The 13699-nt window shown below is 69.2% G+C and carries 11 protein-coding genes and 1 tRNA gene; 7 read left to right on the top strand and 5 right to left on the bottom strand.

Annotated elements, in window-relative coordinates; translation table 11 throughout:
* The first annotated feature begins 145 nt into the window (after window positions 1-145).
* From ABUE11_RS08815 to ABUE11_RS08790, 6 genes are all read left to right on the top strand, one after another.
* The gene (locus tag ABUE11_RS08815; RefSeq protein ID WP_367068669.1) at window positions 146-1405 is read left to right on the top strand and encodes a TolC family protein; all 1260 of its coding nucleotides are present in this window, start codon (window positions 146-148) and stop codon (window positions 1403-1405) included.
* 138 nt (window positions 1406-1543) lie between these two features.
* Window positions 1544-2134 carry a hypothetical protein gene (locus tag ABUE11_RS08810; RefSeq protein ID WP_367068668.1) on the top strand — a complete coding sequence of 197 codons (591 nt, stop codon included), beginning with the start codon at window positions 1544-1546 and terminating at the stop codon, window positions 2132-2134.
* Window positions 2131-3252 (top strand): HlyD family efflux transporter periplasmic adaptor subunit, encoded by a 1122-nt coding sequence (locus tag ABUE11_RS08805; protein WP_367068667.1) that lies wholly within the window; start codon window positions 2131-2133, stop codon window positions 3250-3252. The genes ABUE11_RS08810 and ABUE11_RS08805 overlap by 4 nt, the downstream gene beginning before the upstream one ends.
* A gap of 10 nt (window positions 3253-3262) precedes the next feature.
* Window positions 3263-6382, top strand: coding sequence for an efflux RND transporter permease subunit (locus ABUE11_RS08800; RefSeq protein ID WP_367068666.1), 3120 nt, complete (start codon window positions 3263-3265; stop codon window positions 6380-6382).
* A 35-nt stretch (window positions 6383-6417) separates the two neighbouring features.
* Window positions 6418-6834 (top strand): hypothetical protein, encoded by a 417-nt coding sequence (locus ABUE11_RS08795; protein ID WP_367068665.1) that lies wholly within the window; start codon window positions 6418-6420, stop codon window positions 6832-6834.
* Between the two features lie 125 nt (window positions 6835-6959).
* Complete coding sequence (locus ABUE11_RS08790) at window positions 6960-7892, top strand: hypothetical protein (protein WP_367068664.1); 933 nt, start codon at window positions 6960-6962, stop codon at window positions 7890-7892.
* Between the two features lie 155 nt (window positions 7893-8047).
* Here ABUE11_RS08790 and ABUE11_RS08785 read toward each other — a convergent pair.
* The 3 genes from ABUE11_RS08785 to ABUE11_RS08775 all read right to left on the bottom strand — a co-directional run bounded on the left by ABUE11_RS08785 (window position 8048) and on the right by ABUE11_RS08775 (window position 10852).
* A tRNA-Ser gene (locus ABUE11_RS08785) sits at window positions 8048-8138 on the bottom strand.
* An 89-nt stretch (window positions 8139-8227) separates the two neighbouring features.
* Window positions 8228-9913: a thiamine pyrophosphate-binding protein gene (locus tag ABUE11_RS08780; protein ID WP_367068663.1), complete on the bottom strand. Its 1686-nt coding sequence runs from the start codon at window positions 9911-9913 to the stop codon at window positions 8228-8230.
* An 18-nt stretch (window positions 9914-9931) separates the two neighbouring features.
* Window positions 9932-10852: an amino acid ABC transporter substrate-binding protein gene (locus ABUE11_RS08775; RefSeq protein ID WP_367068662.1), complete on the bottom strand. Its 921-nt coding sequence runs from the start codon at window positions 10850-10852 to the stop codon at window positions 9932-9934.
* A 220-nt stretch (window positions 10853-11072) separates the two neighbouring features.
* Between ABUE11_RS08775 and ABUE11_RS08770 the strand changes: the two genes are divergently transcribed.
* Window positions 11073-11975 (top strand): LysR family transcriptional regulator, encoded by a 903-nt coding sequence (locus ABUE11_RS08770; protein WP_367068661.1) that lies wholly within the window; start codon window positions 11073-11075, stop codon window positions 11973-11975.
* Window positions 11976-12194: 219 nt separating this feature from the next.
* Here the strand turns inward: ABUE11_RS08770 and ABUE11_RS08765 are convergent, their stop codons facing one another.
* Window positions 12195-13109: a stomatin-like protein gene (locus ABUE11_RS08765; RefSeq protein WP_367068660.1), complete on the bottom strand. Its 915-nt coding sequence runs from the start codon at window positions 13107-13109 to the stop codon at window positions 12195-12197.
* 33 nt (window positions 13110-13142) lie between these two features.
* Window positions 13143-13574, bottom strand: a complete 432-nt coding sequence (locus ABUE11_RS08760) for an NfeD family protein (RefSeq protein WP_367068659.1) — start codon at window positions 13572-13574, stop codon at window positions 13143-13145.
* Between the last annotated feature and the right edge of the window lie 125 nt (window positions 13575-13699).

The following is a 13699-nucleotide window of genomic DNA, read 5'->3' as shown; positions in this document are numbered from 1 at the left end:
CCGCTGCGGTCGATTTGCAGCCGGCGATTTCCAAGTCCGACAGCCTCCCAGCATCTTTCATCGACGCCGCGGCGGCCCGGCCGATCGCGCGCGCCATGCCTTGCCGATGTCTCCCCCCATGGCCTTGCCAATGGAGAAATATCGGATGCCACTTGACTGGAAAACCTCCGGGGCCCGCCTGCTGGGCCTCACCTGCGGCCTGATCTGGGCCGCGCCCGCCTGGGCGCAGACGCCGCCCGCCGCCTCGCCGCTGCACGCCTTGTTCGCTCAGGCCTGGCAGCGCCAGCCCGAGGCCCAGGCGCTGCCGCTGCTGCGCCAGGCCGCGCAGGCCGTTCGCGCCAGCGCCGACGCCTGGACGCCCGAGCCCGCGGCCATCGAGCTGCAGACCAAGACCGACCGCCCCGGCAGCCGCCTGGGCGCGCGCGAGCACACCGTGGGCCTGGCCCTGCCGCTGTGGCTGCCCGGCGAGCGCGCACGCCGCGCCGCGCTGGGCGACGCCGAACTGCAGGCCGTGCACAGCCGCGCCCAGGCCGCGCAGCTGGAGCTGGCAGCGCGCGTGCGCGAAGCCTGGTGGGGCTGGCAGCGCGCCTGCAGCGACCAGGCGCTGGCCCAGGCCCAGCTGACGGGCGCCCGCGCCCTGGCCGCCGATGTGGCGCGGCGCCTTGCCGCGGGCGACCTGGCGCGCGCCGACGACTACCAGGCCCGAGCCGTCGTCGCCCAGGCCGAGGCCGCGCAGGCCCAGGCCCAGGGCGCATGCGATGCCGCCCGCCAGGCCCTGGCCGTCTGGGCCCCGGGCCAGAACCTGCCGGCCGCGGGCGAGCCGCTGGGCGCCGAGCCACCGCCCGCGGCGGGCGATGCGCTGGCCCTGGCCCAGGCCCACCCGGCCCTGGTGGCCGGCGAGCGCCAGGCCGCCCTGGCCAGGCGCCAGGCCGAGCTGGTGGCGCTGCAAACGCGTGCCAACCCGGAGCTGACGCTGTCCGCCGCCACCGAGCGCGGCCAGAGCGGCGAGCGCTACCAGCAGTCCATCACCCTGGGCCTGCGCCTGCCCCTGGGCGCGGGCGTGCGTGCCCAGGCCCGCGAGGCCGCGGCCCTTGCCCAGGCGCTGGAGCTCGAGACCCGCGCCGAGCGCGAGCGCGAACGCCTGGCCGCCGACATCCGCGCCGCCCAGGCCCAGGCCAGCGCCGCCGCCGCGCAGCAGCAGGCCATGGCGCGCAATGCCGAGCTGGCCGTGGCCACGCGCGGCTTTGTCGCCAAGGCGTTTGCGCTTGGCGAGGCCGACTGGCCCACACGCCTGCGCGTGGAGCAGGACGCCTTGCTCGCCGAGCGCCAGGCGCTGCGCGCCCGGCTGGACGCCGCCGCCGCCATCTCCGCCCTGCGCCAGGCGCAGGGCCTGCTGCCCGAATAGGCCCGCCGCAGGCGCAGCCGCGGCAAGGTGCAGAGACCTGATATTTCAAGCAAAAAAGGCCTCCAGCGCCCTGCAGACAAGCGCAAGCAGCTATCGAAACAGTAGTAATTCAACCCCTCTGCGATGCAAGCCAGAACCATGCACAGCCCCCGTTTTTTCCTCCCCGTCCTCGCGCTCATGCTGGCCGCGCAGCTGGCGGCGCTTGGCACCGCCGCCCAGGCCCATGAAGGCCATGAGGGCCACGACGATGCTCCCGCCCTGCAGACCAGCGCCGCGCCGCGCTTTGCGCTCGCGTCCGAGCAGTTCGAGCTGGTCGGCGTCATCGACGGCCAGCACCTGACCCTCTACCTGGACCATGCCGGCGACAACAGCCCCGTGCACGACGCGCGGCTGGAGCTGGACGTGGGCGGCCAGAGCCTGGCCGTGACCGCCGTGGGCGAGGGCCTGTTCCAGGCCGAACTCGCCCAGCCCCTGGCCGATGGCGAGACGCCCGTGACGGCCACCGTGATGGCCGGCGCCGCCAGCGACCTGCTGGCCGGCGACATCGACTGGCATGCCCCGGCCGAGAGCGTGCCGCCCGCCCGCTGGGGCGCAAGGCCGCTGCTGGCGGCGGGCGCGGCGCTGCTCGCCGCCCTGGCCATCGGGGCAGTCCTTGCGCGCCACCGCAAGGCCGCCGCGCAACCCGCAGACCGCGCAGACAGCGCAGACCGCACAGGAGGTGCAGCATGATCCGCCGCAGCCACAGCCTGACCAACCTGGCCCTGGCATGGGCCCTGGCCATGCCCCTGACGGGCATCGCCCACGAGGGCCATGACGACGCGCCCCCCGCCGCCAGCGGCGAGAGCCCGCGCCGCAAGAGCGATGGCAGCGTCTTCATCCCGAAATCGGCCCAGCGCCAGCTCGGCCTGCGCACCCTGTCCGTGACCGCGGGCGAGCATCCGCGCTCGTTCGAGCTTGCCGGCACCGTGGTCATGGACCCGAACGCCGGCGGCAAGGTGCAGGCGCTGCTGGCCGGGCGCGTGGAGCCCGGTCCCCAGGGCCTGCCCGGCGTGGGCCAGCATGTGAGCAAGGGCCAGATCCTGGCCTATGTCGTGCCCACGGCCGGCGCGCTCGAGCAGTCCAGCCAGCTGGCCCAGCAGGCCGAGCTGCGTGCCGCCCATGCCCTGGCCGAGCGGCGCGTGGCGCGCCTGCACGAGCTCGCCGACACCGTGGCGCGCAAGGACATCGAGGCCGCCGAGAGCGAGCTGCAAAGCCTCAATGCGCGCCTGGCCGCCGTGGGCGCGGGCCTGGCGCGGCGCGATGCGCTGCGCGCGCCCGTGTCGGGCGTCATCGCCTCGGCCAATGCCGTGGCCGGCCAGGTGGTGGACGCGCGCGAGCAGCTCTTCGAGGTGGTGGACCCGAGCCGCCTGCGCATCGAGGCCCTGGCCTACGACCCAGCGCAGGCCCAGGATGTGGCCTCGGCCAGCCTGGCTGTCCCGGGCGCGGAGGGAGGGCAGGCCGTGCCGCTGCGCTTTATCGGCGCGGCGCGCAGCCTGCGCGAGCAGGCCCTGCCGCTGTCGTTCGCGGGCAATGCCCAGGCCCTGGCGCGGCTGGCGCTGGGGCAGGGCGTGCGCCTGGTGGTGCAGACGCGCTCGCGCGTGGCCGGGCTGCGCGTGCCGCTGGCGGCGCTGCAGAAGAGCCCGTCCAACCAGTCCATCGTCTGGGTCAAGACCGCGCCCGAGCAGTACGCGCCGCGCGTGGTGCAGTACCAGCCGCTCGACGGCGTGCATGCCGTCGTGACCGAGGGGCTCGCAAGCGGTGAGCGCGTGGCCACGCAGGGCGCGCAGCTCCTCAACCAGATCCGCTGAAGGGGCCGCAATGTTCAAGTGGCTTCTGGAAAAAAGCCTGACGCACAGGCTGCTGGTGCTGGTCGCGGCCGCCGCGCTGATGGCCTATGGCGCGTACACGCTGTCGCGCATGCCCGTGGACGTGTTCCCGGACCTGAACAAGCCCACGGTCACGGTAATGACCGAGGCCGGCGGCATGGCCGCCGAGGAGGTGGAGCAGCTCATCACCTTCCCGCTCGAGACCAGCATGAACGGCCTGCCCGGCGTGGAGAGCGTGCGCTCCACATCCAGCGCCGGCCTGTCCTTTCTCTACGTCACCTTCGACTGGAGCGTGGACATCTTCCGCGCGCGCCAGATGGTGTCCGAGCGCCTGTCGGCGATGGAGGAGGGGCTGCCGCCCGGCATCACGCCGCGCATGGGGCCGGTGAGCTCCATCATGGGCGAGATCATGATGATCGCCATCCCCATCGATAGCGCGCGCACCACGCCCATGGCCGTGCGCGAATACGCCGACTGGGTGCTGCGCCCGCGTCTGCTGGCCATACCCGGCGTGGCCCAGGTGATACCGATTGGTGGCGAGGTGCGCCAGTTCCAGGTGCAGCCCGACACGGCGCGCATGGCGCAGCTCGGGATCACGCACGAGCAGCTGTCCAACGCGCTCAAGGGCTTTGCGGCCAACACCTCGGGCGGCTTTCTCGAGGTCAACGGGCGCGAGCTGCTGATCCGCCACCTGGGGCGTACGGCGCGGCTCGAGGATTTGCAGAACCTAGCGCTCACCGCGCGCAATGGCCAGGCCATCTTGCTGCGCCAGGTCGCGCAGGTGAGCTTTGCCGCGGCCACCCGGCGGGGCGATGCGGGCTTCGAAGGCCGACCCGCCGTCATCCTCGGCATACAAAAGCAGCCCACGGCCGACACCATCGCGCTCACCGCGCGCATCGAGTCCGCGCTGCAGGACCTGGCCCAGAGCCTGCCCGCGGGCATGGACAGGCCGCGCGTCACCTTCCGCCAGGCCAGCTTCATCGAGGCCTCGGTCACCACGCTGCAGGGCAAGCTCATCGGGGCCTCGGTGTTCGTGGCGGTGGTGCTGTTCGTCTTCCTGGGCACGATCAGGCCCACGGTGATCGCGCTCACGGCCATCCCCGTGTCCATCTTTCTCACGGCGCTGGTGTTTCGCTACTTCGGCCTGTCCATCAACACCATGACGCTGGGTGGCCTGGCGATCGCCATCGGCGGCCTGGTGGACGACGCCGTGGTGGACGTGGAGAACGTGCTGCGCCGCCTGAAGATGGACCGGCAAAGGCATGGTGGCCCGCGCCTGCACCCGCTGGAGATCGTCAAGCACGCCTCGCTCGAGGTGCGCTCGGGCATCGTCTACGCCACGGCCATCATCGTGCTCGTCTTCCTGCCGCTGTTTGCGCTGCCGGGCATGGAGGGGCGGCTGTTCGTGCCGCTGGGCGTGGCCTTCATCGTCTCCACCCTGGCGTCGCTCCTGGTGTCGGTCACGGTCACGCCGGTGCTGGCGCTGTACCTGCTGCCGCGCATGAAGCACCTCGAGCATGGCGACACGCGCCTGCTGGCCTGGCTCAAGCGCCGCTACCGCGCGGGCCTGGCGCGCGTGCTCGAGCATCCGCGCCAGGCCGTGGTCGTGGGCGCGCTGGCCGTGCTGCTGGCGGCAACGGCGGTCCCGCTGTTTCCGACCACGTTTCTGCCTCCCTTCAACGAGGGCACGCTGCTAGTCGGCATGCGCCTGAACCCGGGTGTGACGCTCAGTGAATCGACGCAGCTCGCCAGCCAGGCAGAACGACTGGTGCGCCAGGTGCCCGAGGTCACGCATGTGGGCCGGCGCAGTGGCCGCGCCGAGCTCGACGAGCATGCCGAGGGGGTGCACGTGAGCGAGCTCGACGTCGGCCTGCTGCCCGCGTCCGAGATGCGCCGCAGCATGGCCGAGGTGCAGGCCGACATACGCGCGCGCCTGGCGCCGCTGCCGGCCGCCATCTCCATGGGCCAGCCGATCTCGCACCGCATAGACCACATGCTCTCGGGCGTGCGCTCGCAGATCGCCATCAAGCTCTTTGGCGAAGACCTGGACACGCTGCGCGGCCAGGCCGAGGCCCTGCGCGCGCGCCTTGCCGGCATCGAGGGCCTGGCCGATCTGGAGGTGGAAAAGCAGGTGCTCGCGCCGCAGATCACCGTGCGCGTGGACTACGCGGCCGCCGCGCAATACGGCGTGCCCGTGCCGCAGGTGCTGGCCACGCTGCAGTCCCTGGTGGAGGGCGAGAAGGTCGCGCAGATCGTCGAGGGCGGGCGCCGCTTTGCCCTGGTGCTGCGCCTGCCCGACAGCGCGCGCGGCATCGAGGGGCTGTCAGAGCTGCTGCTCGATACACCCCAGGGCCGCGTGCCGCTGTCGCGCCTGGCGCGCATCGAGGAGGGCGACGGCCCCAACCAGATCAGCCGCGACGACGGGCGCCGGCGCATCGTGCTCTCGGCCAACGCCCAGGGCCGGCCGCTGTCGGATGTGGTGGCCGACATCCGCAAGGCCGTCGCCGAGCAGCGCCTGCCCGAGGGCTACTTCATCACCCTGGGCGGGCAGTTCCAGGCGCAGGAGGAGGCCAGCCGCCTCGTCGGCATGCTGTCCGTGGTGTCGCTTGCGCTGATGTTCGTCGTGCTCTACACGCGCTATCAGTCGGCGCGGCTTTCGCTCCTGATCATGGCCAACATTCCGCTGGCGCTGGTGGGTGCGGTGCTGGGCCTGTGGATGTCGGGCCAGCCGCTGTCGGTGGCCGCGCTCATCGGCTTCATCACGCTGGCCGGCATCTCGGTGCGCAACGGCATCCTGAAGGTCAGCCACTACCTGAACCTGATGCGCGCCGAAGGCGAGAACTTCGACCACGCCATGATTCTGCGCGGCAGCCTGGAGCGGCTCTCGCCCGTACTCATGACGGCGCTGGTCACGGCCTTTGCGCTCGCCCCGCTGCTGCTGGAGGCCGAACGCCCCGGCACCGAGATCCTGCACCCGGTGGCGGTGGTCATCTTCAGCGGCCTGATCAGCTCCACGCTGCTCGACACCTTTCTCACCCCGGCACTGTTCTGGCTCTTCGGCCGCCGCGACGCCGAGCGGCTGCTCGGCGCCGACAGCACCGAGGCCTTCTGACCTTCTGATCGTTACACCAAGCAAGGAGAACCACCATGAACCACGCAACGATTCGCGCCGCCCGCACTGCCTTTGCCACCCTGGCGCTGGCCCTGGGAACGGTCCTGGGAACGGCCCTGCCGGCCCACGCCCATGGCGACAACCATTCCCATGAGCCCCAGCACGGTGGCATGGTCACCGAGGTGGGTGACATCGACTACGAGCTTGTGCTGCGCCCCGACGTCGCCACCCTGCACGTGCGCGACCATGGCCGAATCGCCAACACCGAGGGCGCGAGCGCAAGGCTCACGCTGCTGAGCGGCAGCACCAAGACCGAGGCCTCGCTCACCCCCGCAGGCGCGGGCATGCTGCAGGCCAAGGGCAGCTTCCCCGTGGCCGCAGGCACCAAGGCCGTGGTGCTGGTCAATCTGCCGGGCAGGAAGGCTGCGAATATGAGGTTTGCGGTGAAGTGAGGGGGCGCGCCGCCAGGTTGCCGGCAACGTGGCGGCGTCGCGCTGTGCTACCACCCATGGCGCCGGGTGTTCGTCGTCAATGCCTGCGGCTATATTTCCAACTACACCACCGAGAGGGATGATTCATGTATGGCAAACGACATGCGCTGTGGGGCCTCATGGGCTTGCTGCTTGCGCAGCCGCTGTTGATGCAGGGCGCACAGGCTCAGCAAAGCCGCCCCGTGCCGGCCTATGACAAGGCACAGACACGAACTGTGCTGGATCGCAGCGTCTTCTATCTGCCGATGTTTGGCGCCGTCTATCGGGACAAGTTCACGGCACTGTTGCCCCGTCATCCCAACCTGCGGGGGCTCATCATCCACAACCACGGCTGCGGTGGCATGTGGGGCTGGGAGACCACGGTGGCACAGTTCTACTACCGAGAAGGATTTGCCGTCATCACGCCAGAGTTCGTTACCCGAGATGGAAACAAGCTCGGCTGCCCAGGGGGCTCACAGGAAGAAATGCTCAAGCGCGCAGGCGAGCGCGTGCGAGAAGGTATCTACACCGCCGTCAACCCTGCACGACTGGAGGCGCGTGGTGATGACATTGCGGAAATCATCCGCTGGTTCAAGGCGTACTCAAGCCTGCCCATTTTTCTCAGCGGTCATAGCGAAGGGTGCCGCACCACCTACCACTGGAATCGGAGCGACCCGCAGGTCGTGGGTGGCATCTGCCACAAGCAGAGTGTGAACAAGCAGTATGAACACTTGTGGAGGTGGGACACGCGTCTGCCAATGTGGTCGTCGATTGAGGACGAAGATCCGTGGGCGGGAGGAAGCAAGCACCGGCCTGCCGTCGGTTTTCAGGAGAAATTCAAAGACCACCCCGAAAACCTCACGGAGTTCAGATACCCCGGTGACAGCCACAATCCACTGGTGCGTCCCGGCGAAGGGCAGAGTCTGCGTGACTGGCTCAACAAACAGGTCAGCACCCCGCTGCAAAAGACGCAGAACGGCTTCAACTACGAAGATGTACTTCCGGCAGTGCAAGAGGCCGTGAATCGGCCGATGCGTTGAAAGCGAAGGGCTTCATGTGTGGACTTGCCCATCAGGGGGTAGTCTCGTGGCCGCGGGTTCAGCGGCGGATTGCCCACTACGGTACGGCATCGCCCTCGGGGTCTGATGGTCAAGAAGCAAAAAGCCCAAGTAGATCATCTACTTGGGCTTCCAACTGGCGGAGAGGGCGGGATTCGAACCCGCGGTGGGCTATTAACCCACACACGCTTTCCAGGCGTGCGACTTAAACCGCTCATCCACCTCTCCGAAGCCCGCCATTATAGACATGAATTCGGGCGCATTTTCCGAATTGGGAATGTCTGTGCGCGCGCCGCTCCTGGACCCCGGCGGACCCGTCAACCCTTGGCCTGGGCCGCGCTGCGGATGCTCTGCAGCGTGCCGGTCGGGGTAATGGCCTCGGGGTCGATCAGGCAGTGCAGCAGCGCGGGCAGGCCGCTCGCGCGTGCGCGGGCCAGGGCGGGGGCGAAGTCCTCGGTGCACTCGACGCGCTCGCCGTGGCCGCCAAAGGCCTGGGCGTAGGCCTTGAAGTCGGGGTTCTTGAGCGTGGTGGCGCTGATGCGGCCCGGGTATTCGCGCTCCTGGTGCATGCGGATGGTGCCGTACATGGCGTTGTCCAGCAGCACGACGATGAGGGGCAGTCCGTACTGCACGGCGGTGGCAAATTCCTGACCGTGCATCAGAAAGTCGCCGTCGCCCGCAAACACGACGACCTCGCGCCCGGGCCACAGGCGCTTGGCGCCCACGCCGGCCGGCAGGCCGTAGCCCATGGAGCCGCTGGTCGGGGCGAGCTGGCTGGCGTAATGGGTGAAGGGCCAGAAGCGGTGCACCCAGGTGGCGAAGTTGCCCGCGCCGTTGCAGAAGATGGTGTCGGCGGGCAGCACGCTTTTGAGGTGCTGCATGACCTCGCCCATCTGCAGCGGGCCGGGGATGCGGATGGGCGCCGGGTCGCTCCAGGCCAGGTATTCGGCGCGCGCGGCCTGGGTGTGGGCAGCCCAGCGCGGCGCGGCTGCGGGGCGCAGCCGGGCCAGCGCCGCGGCCATGGCCTGGGGTGTGGCGTGGATGGCCTGGGTGGGGCGGTACAGGCTGCCGAGCTCGTTGGCGTCGGCATGCACATGCACCATGGGCTGTGCAGGGTTGGGTATGGCAAACAGCTCATAGCCCTGCGAGGGCACTTCGGACAGGCGGCCGCCGAGCACGAGCACGAGGTCGCTCCCGCGTATGCGCGCCAGCAGCCTGGGGTTCACGCCCAGGCCCAGGTCGCCCGCGTAGCTGGCGTGGCTCGCCGCAAACAGCATTTGCCGGCGGAACGAGCAGTACACAGGCAGTTGCCAGGTCTCGGCAAACGCCGTCACATCCTGCACGGCCTGGGCGGACCAGCGGCTGCCGCCGAGGATGACGACAGGCCGCTCGGCGGCCTGCAGGCGCTCTTGCAGTTCCTGAAGCGCCGCCGCGCCGGGATCGGTCTCGGTGACCTGGTAGGGCAGGGCGTCGGCCACGGCGGCGGTCTGCGTCAGCATGTCCTCGGGCAGGGCGATGACCACGGGGCCGGGGCGGCCCGAGGTGGCGACGTGGAAGGCGCGCGAGATGAGCTCGGGCAGGCGTGCGGGGTCGTCGATGTCCACCACCCACTTGGCCATGGTGCCGAAGACGGCGCGGTAGTCGAGCTCCTGAAACGCCTCGCGCCCCTTGGCGCCGCGCGCCACCTGGCCCACGAACAGGATCATGGGAGTGGAGTCCTGGTGCGCGATGTGCACGCCGGCCGCGGCATTGGTGGCGCCCGGCCCGCGCGTGACGAAGCAGATGCCGGGCCGGCCCGTGAGCTTGCCCTGGGCCTCGGCCATCATGGCCGCGCCGCCCTCCTGGCGGCAGACGGTGACGGCGATGTCGGCGTCGTGCAGCGCATCGAGCACGGCGAGGTAGCTCTCGCCGGGCACGCAGAAGAGCTGCGTCACGCCATGGGTGATGAGCTGCTGCACCAGGATCTGGCCGCCGGTGCGCGGGGGAGGGGTCTTGTCGGGCATGGTGGTTCCGGGGTGGGCTTATTGCTGATAGCTTTCGAGCGGCTTGTCGTTGGGGTTGGCAAACAGCGCGCGCAGCGTGCTGCCCAGGGGCAGGTTCAGGCTCACGTTCTTGGGCGGGATGGAGTCGACGAACCACTTGGTGTAGATCTTCTCGGCCTCGCCCGACTGCATCAGGCGTGTGAGCACGCCATCGACGGCGGCCTTGAAGCCCGGGTCATCCTTGCGAAACAGCAGGGCGATGGGCTCGGCGCCCAGCGGCTCGCCGACGATGCGGAAGGCGCCTGGGTCCTTGGAGCTGGCGATCACGCCGGCAAGGATGTTGTCATCGAGCACAAAGGCATCGACCCGGCCCGACTCGAGCAGCATGAAGCTCTCGTGATGGTCCTTGCCCAGCACGGTCTTGATGGGGGCGCCCACCACGCGCTCCTGCCGGCGCAGCAGCTGTACGGCCGTGGTGCCCGTGGAGGCGGACACCGTGCGCCCGCCCAGCTGGCTGATGGACTTCAGGTCAGAGTCCTTGCGCACGGCCATGCGCACCTCGCTCACATAGCTGGTCACGGCAAAGGACACCTGCTGCTGGCGCGCCAGGTTGTTGGTCGTGGGGCCGCAACCTATGTCCACCGTGCCGTTGCTCACCAGCGGCATGGTGCTTTGCGCCGTGATGGCAATGTACTCCAGCCTTGCGGTCGGCACGATTTCCTTGAGCACGCGCTCGCACAGCTCCACGTGGTAGCCCACGTATTTCTCGTTAGCCCCCAGCGCGTAGGCCATGGGCGGGGAGGATTCGCGCACGCCCAGCACCACCTTGCCCGTGGCCTTGATCTTGTCGAGCGTGGGTGAGGGCACCTGGGTCTGGGCCTGGGCCGCGGGCAGGGCGGCGCACCACAGGGCCACGGTTGCGCTCATGATCAGGCCCAGTTTTCTGCATGCATATGCCATGGGTTGTCTCCTTCAAATTGGTATTCGCTGCACCAGGGTGCACTATCCACGGCGCGCGGCCCGGTGCATAGCGAAAAATTGGAAGGAGTTGATGCGGTTTATGAATGAAGTGCCGGACAATCGGATGGCCCCGGTCATGCCCTGGCGCGCACCGACAAAGCGCGACGGGGCTGCGCAGGCGTGAGCCATGGGGCCCGATTCATTCCCTCATAGCATGACCATGCTGCGCAAGACCTTTCTGCCACCGATTGCCGACCTGCTGGCGTTCGAGGCCGCGGCGCGCCACGCCAGCATCTCGCGCGCGGCCGAGGAGCTGCACCTGACGCAAAGCGCCGTGTCGCGCCAGATCCGCCAGCTGGAGGAGCAACTGGGCATGGCGCTGTTTCACCGCGTGCGCCAGCGCGTCGTGCTCACCGACGCGGGCCGCGTCTATGCCGCCGACGTGCGCGCCGCGCTGCAGCAGCTGTCGGCCTGCACGCAGAAGGCCATGGCGTTCTCGCACGCGGGCGGGTTGCTCAACCTGGCCGTGCTGCCCACGCTGGGCACGCGCTGGCTGATTCCGCGCCTGGCGGGCTTCACTGAGCGGCACCCCGATGTCACGGTGAATCTTGCCGCCCGCACCGAGCCCTTCGACTTTGCCGGCACGCCGCTCGATGCCGCCATCCACTTCGGCGCACCCACCTGGGCCGGGGCGGTGTGCGAGTTCTTGATGCGCGAGGAGGTCGTTCCCGTGGCCAGCCCGGACTTTTGCGCGCGCCATGGCATTGCGCTGCGCGAGGACCTGACGCGCGTGCTTCTCCTGCAGCAGAGCACGCGCCCGACGCAATGGGCCGAGTGGTTCGAGCAGGTGGGCGTGGCCACCACCGTGGCCCTGCGCGGCCCGCGGCTCGAGCATTTCGCGATGATTGCCCAGGCGGCCGCCTGCGGCCAGGGCGTGGCGCTGCTGCCGCGCTTTCTGATTGGGCAGGAACTCGGTGCCGGCACCCTGGTGCAGCTGTTCGACGATGCCGTGGTGAGCGCCGACGCCTACTACCTCGTCTACCCCGAGGCCAGGGCGCGGTCGCCCCTGCTGCAGGCGTTCAGGGACTGGTTGCTGGCGCAATGCGCGGCCGATGGCGGTTGATTGCGCGCTCGATGGGCGCCACCTGTGTTGCAAAAAACCATGGTCACCTCTACACCGTCGTTCCCGCGCAAGCGGGAATCCATGGCCGTGCCTGGCGCGCTGGATCCCCGCCTGCGCGGGGATGACGAGAGGTGTTGCCACAGGGGGAAGTCTGGCCCCTCGCATGGAGAGTCCTGGGCCCGCGATCCCCTGCGTCGCGGCCCCCGCTACGCACGGCTCTCAGCTGCGCTGCTGGGTCTGGATCATCTTCATGGCCGATGACACCAGGGCCGAGACCTCGGTCATGTTGCTCGGCACGATGAGGGTGGTGGTGGCGTCGGATGCGACCTTGCCGTAGGCCTCGACGGCCTTTTCGGCCACCTTGAGCTGTACGGCCTGCTCGCCACCCGGCTGGCGGATGGCGGCGGCGATGCGCTCGATGGCACCGGCCGTGGCGTCGGCCACTGCGGTGATGGCGGCGGCCTCGCCCTGGGCGTTGTTGATGGCGGCCTGCTTCTCGCCCTCGGACTTGGCGATGAAGGCCTGGCGCTCACCCTCGGCCAGGTTGATCTGCTCCTGGCGCCGGCCCTCGGAGGCGGCGATCAGCGCGCGCTTCTCGCGCTCGGCCGTGATCTGCGCCTGCATGGCGCGCAGGATCTCGGCCGGCGGCGTCAGGTCCTTGATCTCGTAGCGCAGCACCTTCACGCCCCAGTTGAGCGCCGCCTCGTCGATGGCGGCCACCACCTGAGCGTTGATCATGTCGCGCTCCTCGAAGGTCTTGTCGAGCTCCAGCCGGCCGATGACGGAGCGCAGCGAGGTCTGCGCGAGCTGCGTCACGGCCGAGATGTAGTTGGACGAGCCATAGCTCGCGCGCATCGGGTCTGTGACCTGGAAGTACAGAATGCCGTCCACCTGCAGCTGGGTGTTGTCCTTGGTGATGCAGATCTGGCTCGGCACATCGAGCGGGATCTCCTTGAGGCTGTGCTTGTAGGCGATGCGGTCGATGAAGGGGATGATGAACTTGGGGCCGGGCGAGAGCGTGCCCGCGTACTTGCCCAGGCGCTCCTTCACCCAGGCATGCTGCTGGGGGACGATCTTGACGGCGCGCGCGATGAAGATGACGGCGATGACGAAGAGGACGATGGCGACTTCCATGGATGCGGTCTTTCTTGTTGGCGGGGAGGGGTTTCAGAGGGGATCGACCAGCAGGCGGTTGCCGACGAGCTCGGCCACGCGATGCGCGCCCGTGGTCGGCGTGACTTCGGGGCGGTGGATGGCCGTCCAGTTGGCACCGCGGTACTTGACCTGGGCCGTGCCGTCGGCGTCCCAGGCGTCGATGAAGACGGTCTCGCCCACATCCAGGTTCACGCTGCGTTCGGCGCGGGGGCTGGGCTCGCCGGGGCGCGTGCGGCGCCTGAAATAGGCCACGAGCACGGTGCAGGCGCCGACGACCGCGCAGGTCAGGATCTGCATGGTCAGGCCCAGGCCCATGTGGGCCGCCACGGCGCCCGCGGCCATGCCGATGGCCACCATGAGCAGATAGAAGGTGCCACTCAAAAGCTCTATGGCCACCGTGACGCCTGCCATGAGCCACCACAGGGTGGCGGGATCCAGGTTCATAAGCTTCCTCCTTGGCTCATTGTGTGGTTTTTTGTGTCAGAACCATTGAATTCTGGGGCAATTGTCAATGTCGTCATAGGGTTAGCACTGATTTTTCTTACACTGCGCGCCTATTTCGTTTTTTG

This window comes from Oryzisolibacter sp. LB2S, assembly GCF_040732315.1.
Lineage (GTDB): Bacteria > Pseudomonadota > Gammaproteobacteria > Burkholderiales > Burkholderiaceae_C > Alicycliphilus > Alicycliphilus soli.
The sequence above is the reverse complement of the archived record's forward strand: the minus strand, read 5'-3'. Positions and strand labels throughout refer to the sequence as shown.